The sequence below is a fragment of the Lysinibacillus sp. GW821-FHT14F06 genome (genome assembly GCF_058803665.1).
This window is the reverse complement of record NZ_JBXAPF010000019.1, coordinates 19,141-36,598: the sequence shown is the minus strand read 5'-3', so window position 1 is coordinate 36,598 and position 17,458 is coordinate 19,141. Positions and strand designations below refer to the sequence as shown.

The window sequence follows — 17,458 nt, the reverse complement described above, 5'->3', positions numbered from 1 at the left end:
CTGGAACATTCTTTTATTCTTCTTGATCTTCTTCTTCCTCAAATACTGTCTGTCTATAATAAGTGTTCATTAACTGATCTAATCTGCGACTCAGTTGAATGGTTTTTGCATTTTGTAACCCGTTTTCTACACCTGAGCGAATCATCATCTCACGAGTTTGTTCCATTTGTTTCAAGAGTAGATTGACCATTCATACAACCCTCCACATACAAATAATCATACCATTATTATACATTTATATTTCATTTCTTACAGCATTAACTTCCGACAATGTTCGACAAATTAACTTCTAGGAATTTCCTGATAAGTGTAAATCACTAGCCCATTTTGTTTGGCCTCACCACGAAAGTGTTTAAATAAAGGATGTTTTACCAGTACTTCTCTAAATTCATAAAATTGTTCCTTATCAATTTCTATACTGTTAATTTCCCCATTTTGTAATTGTTTAAGCATATTTTCGTATTTTTCCATTTATTACATTCCTTTCTTCTTAATCATTTTGTGTATTAAATTATGAATTATTCAAAAAAAGCTTTACGTTTCCCTTTTTTTATTGCAAACTGTATATTATTAGTCGATGAAGGAGCTGACTGTCTGTGAAAATAGCTGAAGTTGGAAATATTATCGAGTTTAAAAATGGTCTGCAAGGTATTGTTGAAAAGGTTAATGAAAATTCGGTAATTGTAGATTTAACATACATGGAGAACTTCGATACTTTAGAGATTGAAGAGAAAACAGTTGTCAATCATAAACGATACAAAATTTTATATACTAATGAAGCTTAATAGTCTGAATAGTCCCTATTTGTCTTTATAGATGATACGGGACTTTTTTTTTGATAAAATTAAAGCATGGAGGTCGAATTATGCTTACAAATTCGAAACAAACAATATTATTTCTCCTTTCTTTATTATTCGTTTATGGCATGCTAGCTTTTACCTTTGCTAATCAAGCTGTATTTTGGTACTTGTATGCATTTATTTTGCTTGTATGTATTGCTATCTCTATCTTGGCTGGTAAAATCGAAGATCAATTACCTACATGGCAATTTCTACTCTTTGGTATTGGATACGGTACAATAACATATGGTATCATTCGCTTTGGCTATTGGCTTGCACCATACGTTAGTGATTCGTTAGTACAATCTGTTCAAAAATTTTTAACAAACTATGGACCACAAAATATTTGGCACTATATTTTACTTGTATTCATTATAGCTATTGGTGAAGAACTATTTTGGCGTGGATATATTCAACAACAGTTAAAACGCTTTATGCGCCCTGCTGTTGCTGTTATTGTAACAGCTATTTTATGCGCCATCTCCATTGCATTAAGCGGCTTTATGCTTGGTATGGTTGCTGCACTCATAGCGAGCCTGATTTGGGGCTTTTTATATGAATGGCGTAAAAGTATGCCACTTGTTATTGTAGCCCATGTAGTTTTTGTACTATTATTATTTTTAGTGTTACCTTTAACATCATAACATTAAAAATTGGAAACATTTTATCTTTACCAACGTTTAATTTAGAAAAGGAGGGCTTTTCATGCAAAAAAAATTATTTTCATTACTTGCATTATTACTAACAGCCGTTTTAGTTGTAGGATGTAATACTACTGACAAATCAGAGAGTTCGGATGCTCAAAATAATGAGCCATCAAATACTTCCAATGAACAAAAACCATCTGAGGATAACACTGCAGGTGAAGTGCAAGAAACGCCATCAAATGATTCAAACACAGATACTTCTACTAGTCCACAGCAAGAGGTTAAATACGTTCAAAAAGGTGAAGATAAAACCGAAAAGGCAAGTGAATCTAAAAGTGCTGAACAGGGCTATAAAATGCAACAGCTATCTGGATTCACACTTACTCAAGAAGAACCAGGTAAAGACATGTTAGTCTCAAATGAAAATGATGAAGTATTTATGCGTATTGAAACAGTAGATGCTTCTCAAGCAAACTATACTGATGTTAAAACTTCTCTGCAAGATCATATGAATGCTGTTGGAGAACCAGTAGCATTAACGTCTGAGGAGCTTGCTGCATTTAAGAATGTAACAAACATCGAAGGCTATGTGGTTGATTTCGATACAGAAAAAGTAGTTGGGGTTGTTTTTGAAAAAGATGGCTTAATTACAAAACTAATAATCCATGATAATGATGAATTAGACTTAACAGATGCTATGCTTAATATGGCAGCAACAATTTCAAAACAATAAATACTAACAAAAAAGACTGTAGTCGAACTAAAAAGTTTGCCTACAGTCTTTTTTGTCTATAAAAAACACCCCTAAAGTTAGATTATTGACTCTAACTTTAGGGGGTGCAGCTTGTTTCTCTTTTTAATAAGACAAATCTTTAATGGACAACCCTAACTTTTTCAACAAATTGATGGCTTGATCTTTTTCCTCTGCAGATAACACACTCACTAGCTCATGCAAATGACGCTCATGCTTTGGAAATAACTCACTCATAAACGCCTCACCCTTCTCAGTAATTTCTGCATAGGTAACACGGCGATCTGCTGGACAAGAGACACGCAATAAATATCCTCTTTTTTCAAGTTTGTCAATGACATACGTAATAGACCCACTGGCTAGCAAAATTTTATTGCCAATTTGCTGTAAAGGTTGTCTTCCTTTATGATAAAGAAGCTCTAATACAGCAAATTCAGTAGGATTTAATCCATTCTCTTGAAAAAATGAATGGGTTGTCTCATTTATCGCTTTATGTGCACGTGATAATACAATATATAATTTTAAAGATTGCTTTAAATCTTCTGACGTCATATCCTTTTCCTCTCAATTCGCTCTTTATACATGCCATTATAGCGATTTTAGAAAAGCATTGTCAAAAGCAATATCTATATTCGTGCATTTAAAACATTTATGCAACCATTTTTACTTTCCCTATGTTACTAAATAAGCAGAGTCCTTCACCGATACATCCACTGCATCCATTTGATTAAATGTGTAAACTGGGAATTGCAGGTGGAAGCATGTCCCCTTCTGTAATTCACTATTCACACCTATTAGCCCTTCATGCTCTTCTATCACTTTTTTCACGAAAGCAAGGCCTAGTCCTGTCCCTGTTGATTTGGTCGTGTAAAAAGGCTGGAATAAGCTTTGAAGGGTACTATTATCCATACCAACGCCTTCATCTTTAATCATTAGTTCAATCGTACAGTCAATGACATTCATTTCTATTGTGATTGTTCCACCATTATTCATGGACTCCATCGCATTTTTGATGAGATTCATAAAAACTTGCTTTAAACGATTTTCATTGCCTCCAATAAATGCTTGATTAGAAGAAGAAATATATTGAATCATAATATTTTTCATCAATGCATCTGGAAGCATAGATTCAATCACTTGCTTTACAATATTGTCTAAATCTAATAATTCTACCTTCATACTCGTTGGCTTGGACAATACTAAAAGCTCAGATAAAATTTGCTCCATACGTTGTAGCTCACTATCAATGACAGATAAATACATTCGCGATTCTTCATCAGCATTCAGCTTTAATAATTCCGTAAAGCCCTTGAGTGAAGTTAATGGATTACGAATTTCATGGGCAATACTTGCTGCCATTTGACCAACAACATTTAATGCCTGCTGATGCTCAACTTTATGTTGTAGCTGTTTCTTTTCTGTTTCATCATTAATAACTGTGATAATAATATTGTTGTATTCATCAAAAACGCTAGAGATTTCATAATAACAAGTTCTGCTTACCTGCGTTTCATCAACTACATGAATACTTGCATGTTTCTCACCCATCAATTTTGAAAGATAGGATGTAATTTGTCCTTTTTTCATTGTAAATGAGTCAAAAATATGCTGATGTGCTTTATGAAGAAGCTGCGTTTTTTCTATTTTTAAATACATTTCTGCATACTTATTGAGCCCAAGAATTATCCCGCTAGCATCACTTACTATGACAGCATATGGTAAGTGATCGTACGCATTGAAAGACTGTGATCTTTCCTGCTCCTGACTAACATATAACTTATGAGCAATATCATTATTTAATGTTGAAATTTTGGCAACGATTTCCTCCGTATTTGAATCATAAAAACATTTGAAGGACATCATCTCAAATTCGTTACCAACAATACGAATATTAAAGATTTCTTCGGATCGCAGGTCGTTTTGCAATTGTTTGACAAACTTCGCCCATTTTAGATTGGATGGCTCGTCCATTGCTAAATAGCCAATATACGTTAAATTCAGGTTAAAAAGTTTTATAGCAGCTTCATTAACGTTCAAAATTTTTCCTGCTTTATTCAGAATAAGTGTTGGTGACGAAGTACTTTTCATAAGATTTCCAAAACATTGATTAATATCATTTTGCTTCAACTTTCTCACCGAACCTTTCAAAAGAGTAAAAAACCTCTAAATTGAATTTTGAGCCTTTACTATACTTTATGACTGTACGATTCTATTATTACAAAATTTAGTAAATTTAAGTATTTAAAATTATTTCACGAACCGTTCACAAAATAAATAGGTAAAAAGGATTATATTGTATGATAGCAACTTGACTGTTACAATTAGATGTTGAAAGGAAGATTATTGTATGAATACTATTTTAACTACTTTAAACGCAAAGTATATTCACACAAATTTAGCATTGCGTTATTTAAAAGGAGCTGCTTTACCAGAGTTTAATCCAATTATTGCAGAATACACAATTAAAGATCCCGCTTTTAATATTGTATCAGATTTATTTCAAAAAAAACCTGATATTGTAGGATTTAGTTGCTACATCTGGAATATTGAAGAAACTATTCACGTTATTAAAATGTTAAAAACTGTCTGTCCCGATGTTAAAATTTTGCTCGGAGGGCCTGAAGTTTCTTATGATTCCCACTATTGGTTACGTAGAGTTGAGGAAATTGATTTTATTATTATGGGCGAAGGCGAGACATCTTTCAAACAATTATTGCACTATTTACATGGAGAAATTTCGTTAGAGGATGTGCCAGGGATATGTTATCTAGAGGACGGTAAAGTAAGAATTCATGCTCAACCTCCAAAAATAGACTTACGAGAATTACCTAGCCCATTTCGTTTTGAGGAGGATATTCCACACCTAAGCAAACGAATTCAGTATATTGAAACAAGCAGAGGATGTCCGTTTAGCTGTCAATTTTGCTTATCTTCTATTGAAGTAGGGGTCCGTTACTTTAACCGAGAAAAAATAAAAGAAGACATTCGATTCCTTATGAATAATGGTGCACGTACGATAAAATTTGTTGACCGTACTTTTAATATTAGTCGTAGCTATGCTATGGAAATGTTTCAATTTTTAATTGATGAGCATAAGTCAGGTGTTGTATTTCAATTTGAGATTACCGCAGATATTATGCGTCCTGAGGTCATCCAATTTTTAAATGATAACGCACCAAAAGGTTTATTCCGGTTTGAGATAGGCGTACAATCCACAAACGATCTAACAAATACACTCGTTCAGCGTCGTCAAAATTTTGAGAAGCTAAAGCGTACAGTGACGATGGTTAAAGATGGGGGGAAAATTGATCAGCATTTAGATTTAATTGCTGGCTTACCCGAAGAGGATTATGGCAGCTTCAGACAAACTTTTAATGATGTTTTTGCAATGAGACCTGAGGAATTACAGCTTGGATTCCTTAAGTTGTTGCGCGGGACTGGGCTTCGCCTTGAAGCTGAAAAATTCGGCTATACTTATGTGGATTTAGCCCCCTATGAGATTTTCTCTAATAATGTCTTAAATTTCGATGATATTGTCCGTATCAAACACGCAGAGGATGTACTTGAAAAATATTGGAATGATCACCGTATGGATCATACAGTTGAATATCTGGTGACAGAAGTTTTTGAAACACCTTTTGATTTCTTCCAAAATTTCGGAACTTATTGGGAAACAAAGGGGTGGTCCAGAATTGGCCATCAACTTGAGGATTTATTCCTTCGTTTATTAATGTTTTTAGAAACAATTGAGGGTGTTAATATAAATATTGTTAAAAGCTTAATGCAGCTAGATTATTTAATGGTACAGCAATTCCAACCTCGCAAACTATGGTGGAAGGAACGTCCTACAGAAGAACAGCTAAAAGCAATTTACAATGCTTTACGTGAAAACCCTTCAATAGCGGGAGAAGCATTTGCTAGTTTCAATTTATCTGAAAAAGAATTGTTTAAGCATACACTTGTTGTTCCACACTATATAGATTTCCAAAATTTCACAAAAGGCAAAATTGTACAAAAAAACGGGTATCTATTCACATATTTCCGTCATGGACAAGCCCCGTACTTTGCGTCAATCCATTCCATATAATTGAAAACGCTAATCCTATAAAATCAAAAATAGGATTAGCGTTTTTCTGTTCTTAAAGAATTCTTAAATTCCCCAAATTTTTTAGCTCTTCAAAAGTATACATAGTTAGCGTCAAACAGGAAATTCACAGCTGTTATTTACCTCTTAGTAATCGTAGCACAAATAATCCAAAAATTCTTAGTGCTAAATTCTTAACTGAAGAACATCTCCACCTTGTAAATAATGCCCATTTCAATGATATTACATTCGGGATAAATAATTTTAAATTTTTCGACATTTTAACGAAAAAGGTTTTTCCTATTGTCTTTGCCTAGTTGAAAGAAACCTGAATACACGTTAAAACCTGATTTAACGTATACTCAGTTTATGATAAAAATGCTGAAGCTCTTTTATTACCCTATAATTACACGTTTATTAGTGTAGAATTTTTATGTATTTTTTAATGTGTTTGAGCTTTTCGAATCAACCAATATACTAAACTATAATACTTAAAGGTTTATAAGTAGATTTAGTATAGGGGGCAAATCAGGGGGCGTCAACCGTCTATCATTATTATGATTCGACATTTAACCGCATTTTTAGCTATATAATAGAAGAAAGTCATTTTCACTATACTTACAAATAAAAAAGTTACTCATTTAGTTTATATGAGTAACTTTTCTTTTTTAAACATTTAAACTTTCTTTCGTAACATCAATGCCAAAAGAGTGCAACTCTTTATGAATCATTTGGCTATCCTGTATCCCTTGACGATATACATACTCTTGCATAAAACGTTCCGTTAACTCCCAAATAGCTTCTAATTCAAGTAAGAGGCGTTTTTGTTTATCAGTGTTTAAAGATTTACTTAATAAATCAAATGCAATAATTCTTTTATTCTCTGATTCAATATATTTTTCATCTTTTTTAGCTTTCTCCCATGCTACTTGGAAAATTCGTTCTTCCATGATTTTAATGAATGCTTGTTGGACAATAGTTTGATTTTGCATGATTTATCCCCCTCATTTTTGAAGGACATCCACTTTTATTTACTTTTAATTACAATCGTTTTTGGCTATAATATTGATTAATAACCATTATCGGTTATAATTAGTATTGGTTTATTGAGTGGATGTCACTCGAATTTTTCCACATCTCAAGGTGCAACTTGAGGTGTGTTTTTTTGTTTTTTCACATTTTATTTCAATCATCTCCATTACAGATTTCAGAACAAAGGTTCCCCTTATTTCCTGTTACTTTTATGGTAGCATTGTCAACATTATTTTTAAATGGGTTTCACACCCATTCTAAAAATAAATGTTACTTTTCGTCAAAATACGACAAAATTCTCTTATTTATAGTGTGATAATGGCAATAAATTCGCCATTAAATGTTAAAATTACTTTTCTTACCACAAATCTACGCTTGCATTTGTACAAACCATAAAATGCTAAATTGCCATCCTCTTCTCCATAAGTGTAAATTCTTAAAAATATACATTTCGTTCGAATACGTTCAAAACAACGAATCGCTATAATGTGTAATGTCTCGATGTCCATGCTTTAGTATTCGTGTATTTTATTGAATCTAATCTTGTCTAACTATAAAAATAAGCCACTCACTAATATAAAATGAGTGACTATATGTCGGATTAATTATTCAGGTATTTACTTATCAATTCTTCCACCTGAGTTTTTAATGCTTGCTTGGCATAACGCAGTACTTCATCTTCTCCAGCTGTTTTAACAGTCACATCACTGAAATATTCATCAATTTGAATCCACTTCACAACAGCAATATTTTTCTTAGCCAGGACCCTCTTTTTATTGTAAAAATCGTTTCTAATACTTTTTAATAAGTCCTCTACAATATTAATGTAGACCTTTGACATTTTTAATTTTTCGAGTGATGAATAGTCTTGCTGCAATGACTTTATTGCCATGTCTAATTTTATATACTCGTACAACAAGCTACGATCTTCATGATTAATCATCAGCATCTACCAGCTTTGCATCTTGGATTTCCTCAAATGATATACGTTTAATCGCCATATCTGTATCCAGTAGCAATTCCTTTTTAATCGTATCTGTTCCAGTAATCTGTCCAGTTTCATTGCGTAACTTATTGTCGTCCCATAGAGTGAGTGTAACAAGTTGTCGCATCTTAAAAGCACGTTGAATTGTTAGTTCTATCTCTTCTAGTTCCCACTCGGTTAAATCGCGTTTTTGATCATAATATTGTTCTTGTTTCCATTCTCTTATTTTGACAAGATGCTCAGATAGTAGCATTCCAGACCATTTAATATTTCCACGATCTCTTAACATCACAATCACTCTCCATTAATCCTCAACATTAGAAACACTTAATATATCTAAGAAATGTACTTTATGGACAATTCTGTACTTATCTTTAATGTGAATTAATCTAGTGTTTGCATCCATTTTGCTGACTATACCTAGAAGTGGCGCGTCCTTTTTATAGATTGTAAAAGCTTTGTACATAGATTCCTCTAATGCTTCAGTTAAAGCATAAGCGATTTCTTCAAGGTCCAATTCATCCCTGTCTAGATGCTTTGGTTCTTTTCTTTTTGCCTTAGATTCCTTTTTGGCCATTTTCATCACTCCTCCTTTAAACAGAACATTTGTTTGTTTATATTATAGAACAAATGTTCTGTAATTAGCAATAAAAAAATGATAACGCTCATAAGTTTTTACGATTATCTGGTCATTTCTTTTTTTGATAACTTCCATATTATCCGTTGACGGACTTTTTAAGGTGTGATATATTTATATTAACAAATAACCGACAACGGACATTTAAAGAGGAGGAAGTATGATGAATGTTATGAAAAGAGCTTGGAAAATTGCTAAAGAAGGTGCAGCTAAATTCGGTGGATCAGTAAAATCTTACTTCTCGACTTCTTTAAAAATAGCTTGGGCTGAAACGAAAGAAGCCACTAAAACATACGTTGAGCAAATGAAAGATGTTTATGCATTCGGGTATGAAGTAGACCTTTTACAAATCACATTTAAGGAATGGAAACGTAATACTAACTTACATCGTTTATATATCAATATTGAAACGAATAAAGGGCGTTCTCTAAATACTATATTCATCTCTCTAAAGGACGGCAAGGTTGGTTCACAAGGACGCAACGCTACTTTTCAAGGTCTTGGCGATAAAGTAGCAAAAATTGTTGAAGCACACAGAAATGAAATCATCACTAAATATGTAGTATAGGAGGATAATTGTGATGAACATTTTAGACAATATAATAGATACAAAAGAGGCATCTGAGTTATGGGACCTTTCACAAGATCACATCAAACGCATGTGTAAGTCTGGTGAAGTAATAGCTAAAAAAATAGGCAACAGCTGGGCAATTGATGCTACTCAACCAAATCCGAAAAAATATCGCTTAGAAGGACTGGAGGATAAAAAGATGTATTTAAAACATGTAGACACTGGTGCAGTTAAAACAATGGCTGAATGGACAGAAATTGTAGTTAGTGAATTTACAGAGATATATAATGAGGATGAGTCACTTCAAGAGGATTTTAAAAATGTTCAAGAATATTTAAAGCGGGCTGAACAGCGTGGGCACTTTTATAATGATTTAGTTGAGTGTGATAAAAACGGAAATGAAATCAATTATATAGAGGATTAGGTGTAGATAATCTTTACCCTTTCCTTATACGAAAGTAGGTGAATATATGCAAAAAAGGACGAAGATAGAAATTGATGATCGTTTTGAAAAATTAGTTGTAAAAGAAAAAAGAGGAGCAAAAAGAAGCTCTACTGGTCATCATCAAGGTTTAGTTTATTTGTGTGTATGCGACTGTGGTAGAGAAACAGAAGTTCTTGGGGATAATTTAAAAAAAGGAAATACAACATCTTGTGGTTGTAATGCCGATTATGAAAAATTTAGTGCGAATATGCGTAAAACTCTAAAAGATGAATTGTCTATTGATGGCGTAAAAGTACCTTTGTTAACGAGAAAATCTAAGATTGGAAAATCCGGAGCAAAAGGAATAACTGTCGATTATAACAGAAAAGGCGAGGAAGTTTATGTTGTTAGAATACGGGTTAAAGGTAAAAGTTACTATGGTGGTAGATTTACGAATTTAGAAAAAGCTATAAAAAAACGTAAAGAATTAGAAGATAAATACCACCAACCTTACATTGAGGAATTAAAAAATCGTAATAAAAAATGACCAGGCTCACATTTTTTTGTGATTACCTGGTCATTAAATGTTTTATAACGTTCGTTTCACAACAGAAATAAGTAATCCTAATGCTTCACCGTCCGACATACAATCCACTCGATCACTATGGTCAACCTTCAAAATTCCGCGTTTCTTCGTTTCTTTTAACAAATCCTTTAAATCCTGTTTAGCTGTTGATGTTAGTGTGTTTGTCACTTGTGGTTCCTCCTTCTGTTTAATAGTTGCTATTGGTTTCATAGCCTGTTCAATTCGTTTTAGGAAGCTGTTCCATCGCCCTTCACTCAAAATTCGATGTGGACAGTATTTTCCGTTCCAATCCTGATGTTTTTTCACTCGATCAATGCCCCAACCATACTCTTTTAATAACTTAGCAATGTACTGTACTGCATTCTCTTCAGCTGCAGCATAACGAGCTCCACCATTCTTGCTATAACAAATTTCTACACCAATTGATTTCATATTGCCGTTACCTTTTCCATCACCACAATGCCATGCGTTACGGTTAAAAGGAATGGCTTGGATAACCTCTATATCGTCTACAGCAATGTGATATGATACTTGATTATCGTTAGTTGTCATATATTTAATTTCATTGGCTGCAGATGCATCGTTGGTTGTGTTGTGTACTGTGATGTATTGAGGCACCATTATGTACGGCGCCTTGATTGGATACTTACTTGCTGGTAACAAGGTTTGTTTGAATGTGTAAGCCATTACTGCTCACCCTCTTTTTTAGCTGCTTTTAGCAAATCAAACGTTCCAGAAGCTGTTAGTCCTGCAATAAATCCAGCCATCAACATGACATACACTGGATACTCAGATAACGGCCACAATACCAAACCAATAAAAATACCAATCACAACAGATGTAATTGGCATGTATTGCGTATTAAGATTAAAAGTCTTTTTAAGTACCTCCGCAACTGCTAAGACAATCGCTACCATCACCATTGCAATCATAAAAATGTTTGTTAAATCCATATAAAACCCCTCCAATTTTAGTTTTTAAATAATGACTCAATAAGTAAGTAAATTAATCCACCAGCAGTTAGTAATTTAATAAATAACTCGACTGTAGCGTTAAATCTTTGTTTCTTAAATTCAATGGCATCCTTTCTTTCAGAAGCATTTAATTCATATTCACGTATTTCTTTCGCTTCTTCTGCCTTCTCACGACCTTCTATTAACTGCCATTGGCGATCTGTTATTTCTTTAAATAGATTTCGTGTTTCTTGATTTTCTTTAAGTATTGTATTTTCTAATTTCGTAAAGCTTTGTTCAATGTTTTCTAGTCGTTTGTCTTTCTTGATGTCTTGCTTCTCCAAGTGCTGGAGTCTTTTTTCGTGGTCCGCTAGGCGGTGCTCTACAGTTGCTACGTGTTCCAATAACATCACCAATCCTTTGCCCTAAAATAAAAAGCTATGAGAAGCATCGAGGTTCAGTAACATGTACCATTGCCCATCTCGGTTGCTCTCATAGCGCTAAAATTGCATAAAAAATAACGCTAGTCTTTGACTGCGTTTACGAATTGTATTTTTCAATACATTATTTAACCAAATGCTCGAATAGTATAAACAATCCCGGAATTCAACACTGGCATGTACATTGTGTATGTTCCATTACCGTTATTATCAATACGACCTCTGACATTACGAGTTTCTATATCCTCAATTTTTTTACCAGTATTAAAAGAGGACATTTTAATAGTTCCAGTGTAGCTTCCGTCAAACGTTGTGTCGTATATGCTATTAGTAGAATAGTTATTACCTATATTACCCATAGCAGTAACTACTTTAGGATCGAACGGCAAAGTAAATTGTATATATATACTATTCTCAATTGTCCCATTAACAAAAGTAAAAGGTATTCCTGTTGTTGATGGGGTTGCTGTTCCTGACCAATATGGCACCCCTGTTTCAATAGCTCTTATGTTTGCAGCCATTTGGTCACCAGTAGCTGTCGGACTTGTTGGTACGTTTTGGTCAGTGATTGCCGACGCAATTTTCGTTTTAAAATCACTGCCAGATTGAAAAACCTCATTTATCGCTAATACTAAATTTAATTTATTTTGGGTTAGTAGTACATCTTTGTTGCCGATGTCTACCACAGCTTTATTCCAACCAGCACGTTCTACTGGTGTTGGATGCTTTGCATTATCATTAATATGGTTATTTAAAACTTGTTGTAATGATTGTACATCTTGTCTTAAAGCAATAGTTCCATCTGGTCCTACCGCGTTATCTATTGCATTAGCCAGTGCATTCATGTCTCTTGGTACATCCGCAAACATGTTGCGGTCAATCAGTGGTAAATTTAAATTTGGTGTTGGCATATTTTCACTTCCTTTTAATAAAAATACGCCACTCATTTTCGAGTGACGTTACGAACAATATGGAACTAATGTATTTTCGGTGATTTTAGTTTTGATTTTAATAACTGAATAAATTTATAAAATTCATAAGATATTACAAATATCATAGGCACATATAATATTCTCCAATATAAATTTTCATTTATATATTGGATATCATAGACATTAAAAACCCAATTAATAAAGCTCATAATAAATGTATGTGCAACGTATATTCCTACAGCATGTGATCCAACATTAACTAATACTTTGTTACGACCTTTGTTATTTAAACTTAGAATAAATAAAAATAAACTAATAGTTAATGGTATTGTTGAAATATAGTAATTTGCATTTCCACTACCAACGAAATACGTTAATAATGAACTTTCTATTAATTGTACAATTAAAAAGAAAACAAAAAACACAGAAAAATATTTCCTAAATACACTAATTTTAGTTTCTACTAGGTTACAATTTGAAGATATATAAAATCCAACAGTTGTATAAAATAACCCAAAAAATATAGCATCTCTTGTTCTAAATTCTCCTAATAAAGGAAATATCTCATAATATGCTTGTCCAAATTGTCCAATAATATTTAGCAATAAACTAATTACCAATAACATACCTATTTTATTAAATTTATGAAAAATAAATAATATAATCATTGACCATATTAACGCTTGCAGAAACCATAAATGATAGGCCGTAGTTTCTGTTCCATAGTAAATAAACCTAAATATTGTGTAGAAGTTTAGTCGATTTTCAAGAGCTTCCAACACATTTCCACCATAGATATACACATTAAGAATAGTAATTATTGTGTCATATAATAGATAGAACAAAAACCAACTAATATATAATTTTATATTTTTAATGATTTGTTTTTTAAATGTTCGTGTAGTTAATTGAGTAGCTTTTATTTTTTCTGCTAATAAATATCCAGATATTATAAAGAAAAGTGGCACTGCAAATCTAGCAATAGTTAATATAATAAAATTTATGTTAGTAAAGTCTATATTGTTATAAACAATATTCAATGGTTGTGAATGAATGTATACAACCAAGAATATTGCAAAAAACTTAGCTACATCAATGTTCTCATTTCTTATCACAAAAACACACCCCTCTTTCTAGGTATTATACCTAATAAAAGAGTTCTAGTATTATTTTTTTATTAGAGTGTCATTTGTTGGGTTGTAAGAATTGCGTTTGCATCTTTTTGATTAATATACCCTTTAAGTACATACTCTTGCACTTGCTCTTTAGTTAAACGATTCATAATCCACATATTTAAAATAAAATTACACATTAAATTTTCCTCCTAATGTTAATTCTAATAATGCATCTTCAAGTGATTTTAACCGTTCTTCTTGTGATGGTAGGACAGGTGGTTGAGGTTCTAATGTTTTTCGTGATTCAAATTCTGCCTCTGTTAATATTTCAACTTCTAATTCTGTATATCCAGCATTTTTAACATTTTGTAGCATATTCTTATCATCATTCAAAGAACCATCGATAACTATCGTTGTTCCTTTTACTACACAGTATCTCATTTTTAAACCTCCCCATGATAATCAGCTTTAATATGCAAATTGCATATTCCTGTTGGATTTCCTGTAATTGCCCAATTCAATATTATTCGCCCTTTTTCAAACACTATAGTTGCTTCTGATATTGTTGAATTTGCTACTACTAAATAAACAATTCTACTTGTATAAGTAGTAAATCCTGTATGTTGTTGAGCCATAGCAAACATTTTTGCGCTGTCACACATTCCAAATGACATTGCAGGTGTCCCATAAACACCTGCGTTTATTACAATAAATTTAGGTGTCCTTTCGGGTAATAGTTCTATTATTTGTTCACCTGATATTGACAAATCACGAGAAACAGACACTAGAAAAGATGTTTTTTGACCCAAATGTTCAGTAAGTTTTTGTTCCGAATCTTTAAGTGCAGTATCAATAATATCCATGTTATTGTTTTGCACTTCTACATCATAAAATTCTTCTAAATCCGGCTTAGTTAAATTGTAGTTAGGTGTTTGCTCTGCCATTAAACTCCCTCCTCGTCTATTGTGATATGTTTATAGGCACTTAGTTGTTGATGTGTATGCGTTGTTAAATCACTGTATTTTGTTCCTGTGAATGTAACTGGTATTGTTAATAATTCGTGATATCGATACTTTTTCAACGCTTTGTATGGTACATGCTCTATATCCTTGTACAGATAATACATAGGAGATATATCTAGTACCATGTTTTGCGGCGTGATACGTTCTAGCAAGTCTGTTACTGCCTTGACCATACTCGAAAGCGTTAATGCAATACGGATTTTTATATACTTTTCAGATGGACTAACAGTAAGTTCGTATTCATCTTCACCTAACACGCTATCCAGAATGCGTTTAAGAGTGATGCGTGTATATGGTGCTTGGTCATTATATTTCGCTAAAATTCTAAAACGGCGCGTTTCAATAGTGTCCAAGGATGAACTTGCGATTTTCAACATACGTTCATATCTATCAGCGCCATTTCGATTGATCGTAGCAATGAATTGATTGTTTGTTTCATCCTCAATGATTTGCCACAAGTAGCTTAATATTGGATTTTCCATAGCTGCTATTTCTTTTAATTCTTTATAATCCTGCAGTATAGGTGGCAAATAACTCATGACATCAACTTGTTTAACCACTCACAACACCACGTTTCGGAATAGCTTCCATATTCAATTCAATATTCGATGTATCACCATTTAGTTGTGTATCGACAATATCTACGATGCCTGGCAATGCAAGTAATCGCGTTTCAATTTGAGAAATACGTACAATAACACCACTATGATCTTCTTCATATGTCACTGACTTCGCCCATTGTTCAGCCAGTTCTTTAAAATAGGTATCTATGATCATTAATACATCTGTTTCGATATCAGGCCATGAATAGCCACTTTGATAGGTGATATTCAAGGTGACGTTAATAGTTGTTTCATTTACTCCAGACACAGTGACAACATGATCAATCGGAGCAGTACCAACCCCTTCGCCTTGTAAGTCCAATGGATCCACTAACTCTTGAACTTTATCAATCAATAATTGAGTAGGCTTTCGATATTGTGCATCGATGATAGTTAGCCCGACAGTACCAGGACCATATTTAGCGCGATAAACTCGTACACCGCCTACACCTTCCATCTTCCCTACTTTTTCTTTGTAGTCAGCCCTGTTACCACCAAACTCTTGTGATTCAAAGGAGTTGAAATAACGTTGGCGGAACGCCTCTGTTCCTTCCTCATCTTCCCCTGGAATAAGCACAGCTGTTAATCTAGCCCATTGTAAATTATTAATATATTCGATAGGCACAATTGGTCCCAGAAACATATTTCCTAAAGCACCAGGAGTTTCACACTCCAAAATAAATTGACCAATTGTAATTTTTTCAATTACAACATAATTCAATTCATCCAAACTAAATCTACTGCCGATTGGTACATCAATGTTAAATTCGCCCTTTAGCTTTGCTTTAGTCGCTAAATAAGGTTTCAAACCACGCTCTGCAGCACGACGGATTAAATATTCTCGCGGGGCCGTGTCAGCATACACTAAATCAATGAGATATTTCATAGTCATTAGCATTTGAACAGTTTCTAACGAATTTACAACAGTAGCGTTAAAGAGTGGTGATGTCTCTCGCATATCTAAATTCGGGTCCAAGGATGCCACGTTTGCACGTTTCATTGCTTGTAAATCCTCGAATGTAGCATTTAAGCTAAATGGTGTTGTCATATATATATCACCTCTTTCTCACCAGTAATATCACCAAAGATTGTGTGAGCTGTGTACTGGACATGTACTTTATTTTTGTGAGTTGTCACAACAAATGAATCCACTTCATTAATTCGGTCATCTTGTAATAAACATTCACGGATACGTCGAGGAACTTCACTAGCTACATATGATGTAGGCATCCCGAATAAGTCTTTTAACTCAACGAAATTATTCCAGCTGTAAATAATATGGTCATAACGCTCAATTGAGAGCATTAAAAAAATCGCTTGTTTCATGGCTTCTAGTTCATCTACAAAGCCAACGCAGCGATTTTTATCAATATATAATTTATGAGCTTTAGATGGTTCAACTACCTCTTCAAAATCAGGAACTAGACCATCATTCTCTATATCTACTACTTGTGGTAACATCACGTCACCTCTTTATCTATAATTAAATATTGTTGGCCACCATGAGCACGAATCATCGTGACTTTATCACCTACAACAAGACCATTATGGACTAAGAATTTCTTACGCCCTTTATAATCGTGATTGTGTGAAGCAAATTCAGCATCACCAGAACCACCAGCTCGATTTTCAGTTTTATGATCCACTGTCATTTCAACCTCATAATCCATGACAGCTCGAGTCAATTTCAATTGTTCTTGTTCTAACAAAAGTTTTTGGTCAACTTGTACTTTTAAAGGGCTTATACTTGTCACGGTACCATAAACGACTGTAGAAAGCTTCTGAGCATTGAGTACTCCTAGGACAATGCGTTGTATCTCAGTTAAAAAATCACCCAT

Annotated in this window: 27 protein-coding genes; 7 read left to right on the top strand and 20 right to left on the bottom strand. The window is 33.5% G+C overall.

Annotated features, from left to right (window positions below):
• Positions 1-13: 13 nt before the first annotated feature.
• Entirely contained in the window at positions 14-190 is a 177-nt protein-coding gene (locus AC1RNS_RS16580) for an aspartyl-phosphate phosphatase Spo0E family protein (RefSeq protein ID WP_427544985.1), read from the bottom strand.
• 92 nt (positions 191-282) lie between these two features.
• Entirely contained in the window at positions 283-471 is a 189-nt protein-coding gene (ykzS, locus tag AC1RNS_RS16575) for a protein YkzS (RefSeq protein ID WP_427544987.1), read from the bottom strand.
• A gap of 125 nt (positions 472-596) precedes the next feature.
• Here ykzS and AC1RNS_RS16570 point away from each other — a divergent pair, with 125 nt between their 5' ends.
• The 3 genes from AC1RNS_RS16570 to AC1RNS_RS16560 all read left to right on the top strand — a co-directional run bounded on the left by AC1RNS_RS16570 (position 597) and on the right by AC1RNS_RS16560 (position 2,219).
• Positions 597-785 carry a YkvS family protein gene (locus AC1RNS_RS16570; protein WP_427544989.1) on the top strand — a complete coding sequence of 63 codons (189 nt, stop codon included), beginning with the start codon at positions 597-599 and terminating at the stop codon, positions 783-785.
• Positions 786-865: 80 nt separating this feature from the next.
• Positions 866-1,483 carry a CPBP family intramembrane glutamic endopeptidase gene (locus tag AC1RNS_RS16565; RefSeq protein ID WP_492994244.1) on the top strand — a complete coding sequence of 206 codons (618 nt, stop codon included), beginning with the start codon at positions 866-868 and terminating at the stop codon, positions 1,481-1,483.
• Between the two features lie 61 nt (positions 1,484-1,544).
• Positions 1,545-2,219, top strand: coding sequence for a DUF8580 domain-containing lipoprotein (locus AC1RNS_RS16560; RefSeq protein ID WP_492994242.1), 675 nt, complete (start codon positions 1,545-1,547; stop codon positions 2,217-2,219).
• A 123-nt stretch (positions 2,220-2,342) separates the two neighbouring features.
• Here the strand turns inward: AC1RNS_RS16560 and AC1RNS_RS16555 are convergent, their stop codons facing one another.
• Together AC1RNS_RS16555 and AC1RNS_RS16550 are read right to left on the bottom strand one after the other, a co-directional pair.
• Entirely contained in the window at positions 2,343-2,789 is a 447-nt protein-coding gene (locus AC1RNS_RS16555; protein WP_492994241.1) for a MarR family winged helix-turn-helix transcriptional regulator, read from the bottom strand.
• 120 nt (positions 2,790-2,909) lie between these two features.
• Positions 2,910-4,274 carry an ATP-binding protein gene (locus AC1RNS_RS16550; RefSeq protein WP_492994239.1) on the bottom strand — a complete coding sequence of 455 codons (1,365 nt, stop codon included), beginning with the start codon at positions 4,272-4,274 and terminating at the stop codon, positions 2,910-2,912.
• A gap of 310 nt (positions 4,275-4,584) precedes the next feature.
• Here AC1RNS_RS16550 and AC1RNS_RS16545 point away from each other — a divergent pair, with 310 nt between their 5' ends.
• Positions 4,585-6,324, top strand: a complete 1,740-nt coding sequence (locus AC1RNS_RS16545) for a B12-binding domain-containing radical SAM protein (RefSeq protein WP_492994237.1) — start codon at positions 4,585-4,587, stop codon at positions 6,322-6,324.
• Between the two features lie 665 nt (positions 6,325-6,989).
• On the opposite strand, the gene AC1RNS_RS16540 is transcribed toward AC1RNS_RS16545, so the two are convergent.
• The 4 genes from AC1RNS_RS16540 to AC1RNS_RS16525 form a co-directional block, all read right to left on the bottom strand.
• Positions 6,990-7,313, bottom strand: a complete 324-nt coding sequence (locus tag AC1RNS_RS16540; RefSeq protein ID WP_492994235.1) for a hypothetical protein — start codon at positions 7,311-7,313, stop codon at positions 6,990-6,992.
• Between the two features lie 641 nt (positions 7,314-7,954).
• Positions 7,955-8,296 (bottom strand): YhjD family protein, encoded by a 342-nt coding sequence (locus AC1RNS_RS16535; RefSeq protein ID WP_492994234.1) that lies wholly within the window; start codon positions 8,294-8,296, stop codon positions 7,955-7,957.
• The gene (locus tag AC1RNS_RS16530) at positions 8,289-8,627 is read right to left on the bottom strand and encodes a YolD-like family protein (protein WP_492994232.1); all 339 of its coding nucleotides are present in this window, start codon (positions 8,625-8,627) and stop codon (positions 8,289-8,291) included. Before AC1RNS_RS16530 ends, AC1RNS_RS16535 begins: the two co-directional genes overlap by 8 nt.
• Before the next feature lie 15 nt (positions 8,628-8,642).
• Positions 8,643-8,915, bottom strand: coding sequence for a YolD-like family protein (locus tag AC1RNS_RS16525; RefSeq protein ID WP_492994230.1), 273 nt, complete (start codon positions 8,913-8,915; stop codon positions 8,643-8,645).
• A gap of 223 nt (positions 8,916-9,138) precedes the next feature.
• Here AC1RNS_RS16525 and AC1RNS_RS16520 point away from each other — a divergent pair, with 223 nt between their 5' ends.
• The 3 genes from AC1RNS_RS16520 to AC1RNS_RS16510 are packed head-to-tail and all read left to right on the top strand — an operon-like array spanning position 9,139 to position 10,517.
• Positions 9,139-9,543, top strand: a complete 405-nt coding sequence (locus tag AC1RNS_RS16520; protein ID WP_492994228.1) for a hypothetical protein — start codon at positions 9,139-9,141, stop codon at positions 9,541-9,543.
• Positions 9,544-9,553: 10 nt separating this feature from the next.
• Entirely contained in the window at positions 9,554-9,970 is a 417-nt protein-coding gene (locus tag AC1RNS_RS16515; protein WP_492994226.1) for a helix-turn-helix domain-containing protein, read from the top strand.
• A 46-nt stretch (positions 9,971-10,016) separates the two neighbouring features.
• A complete protein-coding gene (locus tag AC1RNS_RS16510) occupies positions 10,017-10,517 on the top strand; it encodes an AP2 domain-containing protein (RefSeq protein ID WP_492994224.1) in 501 nt (166 codons plus the stop codon).
• Positions 10,518-10,559: 42 nt separating this feature from the next.
• Here the strand turns inward: AC1RNS_RS16510 and AC1RNS_RS16505 are convergent, their stop codons facing one another.
• The 12 genes from AC1RNS_RS16505 to AC1RNS_RS16450 all read right to left on the bottom strand — a co-directional run bounded on the left by AC1RNS_RS16505 (position 10,560) and on the right by AC1RNS_RS16450 (position 17,458).
• Positions 10,560-11,243 (bottom strand): peptidoglycan recognition protein family protein, encoded by a 684-nt coding sequence (locus tag AC1RNS_RS16505; RefSeq protein WP_492994223.1) that lies wholly within the window; start codon positions 11,241-11,243, stop codon positions 10,560-10,562.
• On the bottom strand, positions 11,243-11,509 hold the full coding sequence (locus tag AC1RNS_RS16500) for a holin (RefSeq protein ID WP_492993044.1): 267 nt from the start codon (positions 11,507-11,509) through the stop codon (positions 11,243-11,245). Before AC1RNS_RS16500 ends, AC1RNS_RS16505 begins: the two co-directional genes overlap by 1 nt.
• Before the next feature lie 17 nt (positions 11,510-11,526).
• Positions 11,527-11,922, bottom strand: coding sequence for a hypothetical protein (locus tag AC1RNS_RS16495; protein ID WP_492994222.1), 396 nt, complete (start codon positions 11,920-11,922; stop codon positions 11,527-11,529).
• A 155-nt stretch (positions 11,923-12,077) separates the two neighbouring features.
• Positions 12,078-12,860: a hypothetical protein gene (locus AC1RNS_RS16490; protein ID WP_492994221.1), complete on the bottom strand. Its 783-nt coding sequence runs from the start codon at positions 12,858-12,860 to the stop codon at positions 12,078-12,080.
• A 65-nt stretch (positions 12,861-12,925) separates the two neighbouring features.
• Complete coding sequence (locus AC1RNS_RS16485) at positions 12,926-13,996, bottom strand: acyltransferase (RefSeq protein WP_492994219.1); 1,071 nt, start codon at positions 13,994-13,996, stop codon at positions 12,926-12,928.
• Positions 13,997-14,058: 62 nt separating this feature from the next.
• Positions 14,059-14,193, bottom strand: coding sequence for a hypothetical protein (locus tag AC1RNS_RS16480; RefSeq protein WP_492994217.1), 135 nt, complete (start codon positions 14,191-14,193; stop codon positions 14,059-14,061).
• A complete protein-coding gene (locus AC1RNS_RS16475; RefSeq protein ID WP_492994215.1) occupies positions 14,186-14,437 on the bottom strand; it encodes a hypothetical protein in 252 nt (83 codons plus the stop codon). Before AC1RNS_RS16475 ends, AC1RNS_RS16480 begins: the two co-directional genes overlap by 8 nt.
• A 2-nt stretch (positions 14,438-14,439) precedes the next feature.
• Positions 14,440-14,940, bottom strand: a complete 501-nt coding sequence (locus AC1RNS_RS16470) for a hypothetical protein (protein WP_492994214.1) — start codon at positions 14,938-14,940, stop codon at positions 14,440-14,442.
• Positions 14,940-15,578, bottom strand: coding sequence for a putative phage tail protein (locus AC1RNS_RS16465; RefSeq protein WP_492994212.1), 639 nt, complete (start codon positions 15,576-15,578; stop codon positions 14,940-14,942). The genes AC1RNS_RS16470 and AC1RNS_RS16465 overlap by 1 nt, the downstream gene beginning before the upstream one ends.
• The gene (locus AC1RNS_RS16460) at positions 15,571-16,668 is read right to left on the bottom strand and encodes a baseplate J/gp47 family protein (RefSeq protein ID WP_492994210.1); all 1,098 of its coding nucleotides are present in this window, start codon (positions 16,666-16,668) and stop codon (positions 15,571-15,573) included. Before AC1RNS_RS16460 ends, AC1RNS_RS16465 begins: the two co-directional genes overlap by 8 nt.
• The gene (locus AC1RNS_RS16455) at positions 16,665-17,081 is read right to left on the bottom strand and encodes a DUF2634 domain-containing protein (RefSeq protein WP_492994208.1); all 417 of its coding nucleotides are present in this window, start codon (positions 17,079-17,081) and stop codon (positions 16,665-16,667) included. Before AC1RNS_RS16455 ends, AC1RNS_RS16460 begins: the two co-directional genes overlap by 4 nt.
• On the bottom strand, positions 17,081-17,458 hold the full coding sequence (locus AC1RNS_RS16450; RefSeq protein ID WP_492994315.1) for a DUF2577 domain-containing protein: 378 nt from the start codon (positions 17,456-17,458) through the stop codon (positions 17,081-17,083). Before AC1RNS_RS16450 ends, AC1RNS_RS16455 begins: the two co-directional genes overlap by 1 nt.

What these genes read in the sequence shown, in the direction of transcription:
- AC1RNS_RS16580 (WP_427544985.1), bottom strand. Translation starts at nt 190, where the DNA reads ATGGTCAATCTACTCTTGAAACAAATGGAACAAACTCGTGAGATGATG.
- ykzS (WP_427544987.1), bottom strand. Translation starts at nt 471, where the DNA reads ATGGAAAAATACGAAAATATGCTTAAACAATTACAAAATGGGGAAATT.
- AC1RNS_RS16565 (WP_492994244.1), top strand. Translation starts at nt 866, where the DNA reads ATGCTTACAAATTCGAAACAAACAATATTATTTCTCCTTTCTTTATTA.
- AC1RNS_RS16560 (WP_492994242.1), top strand. Translation starts at nt 1,545, where the DNA reads ATGCAAAAAAAATTATTTTCATTACTTGCATTATTACTAACAGCCGTT.
- AC1RNS_RS16555 (WP_492994241.1), bottom strand. Translation starts at nt 2,789, where the DNA reads ATGACGTCAGAAGATTTAAAGCAATCTTTAAAATTATATATTGTATTA.
- AC1RNS_RS16545 (WP_492994237.1), top strand. Translation starts at nt 4,585, where the DNA reads ATGAATACTATTTTAACTACTTTAAACGCAAAGTATATTCACACAAAT.
- AC1RNS_RS16540 (WP_492994235.1), bottom strand. Translation starts at nt 7,313, where the DNA reads ATGCAAAATCAAACTATTGTCCAACAAGCATTCATTAAAATCATGGAA.
- AC1RNS_RS16535 (WP_492994234.1), bottom strand. Translation starts at nt 8,296, where the DNA reads ATGATTAATCATGAAGATCGTAGCTTGTTGTACGAGTATATAAAATTA.
- AC1RNS_RS16530 (WP_492994232.1), bottom strand. Translation starts at nt 8,627, where the DNA reads ATGTTAAGAGATCGTGGAAATATTAAATGGTCTGGAATGCTACTATCT.
- AC1RNS_RS16525 (WP_492994230.1), bottom strand. Translation starts at nt 8,915, where the DNA reads ATGGCCAAAAAGGAATCTAAGGCAAAAAGAAAAGAACCAAAGCATCTA.
- AC1RNS_RS16520 (WP_492994228.1), top strand. Translation starts at nt 9,139, where the DNA reads ATGAATGTTATGAAAAGAGCTTGGAAAATTGCTAAAGAAGGTGCAGCT.
- AC1RNS_RS16510 (WP_492994224.1), top strand. Translation starts at nt 10,017, where the DNA reads ATGCAAAAAAGGACGAAGATAGAAATTGATGATCGTTTTGAAAAATTA.
- AC1RNS_RS16505 (WP_492994223.1), bottom strand. Translation starts at nt 11,243, where the DNA reads ATGGCTTACACATTCAAACAAACCTTGTTACCAGCAAGTAAGTATCCA.
- AC1RNS_RS16500 (WP_492993044.1), bottom strand. Translation starts at nt 11,509, where the DNA reads ATGGATTTAACAAACATTTTTATGATTGCAATGGTGATGGTAGCGATT.
- AC1RNS_RS16490 (WP_492994221.1), bottom strand. Translation starts at nt 12,860, where the DNA reads ATGCCAACACCAAATTTAAATTTACCACTGATTGACCGCAACATGTTT.
- AC1RNS_RS16480 (WP_492994217.1), bottom strand. Translation starts at nt 14,193, where the DNA reads ATGTGTAATTTTATTTTAAATATGTGGATTATGAATCGTTTAACTAAA.
- AC1RNS_RS16475 (WP_492994215.1), bottom strand. Translation starts at nt 14,437, where the DNA reads ATGAGATACTGTGTAGTAAAAGGAACAACGATAGTTATCGATGGTTCT.
- AC1RNS_RS16470 (WP_492994214.1), bottom strand. Translation starts at nt 14,940, where the DNA reads ATGGCAGAGCAAACACCTAACTACAATTTAACTAAGCCGGATTTAGAA.
- AC1RNS_RS16460 (WP_492994210.1), bottom strand. Translation starts at nt 16,668, where the DNA reads ATGACAACACCATTTAGCTTAAATGCTACATTCGAGGATTTACAAGCA.
- AC1RNS_RS16455 (WP_492994208.1), bottom strand. Translation starts at nt 17,081, where the DNA reads ATGTTACCACAAGTAGTAGATATAGAGAATGATGGTCTAGTTCCTGAT.
- AC1RNS_RS16450 (WP_492994315.1), bottom strand. Translation starts at nt 17,458, where the DNA reads ATGGGTGATTTTTTAACTGAGATACAACGCATTGTCCTAGGAGTACTC.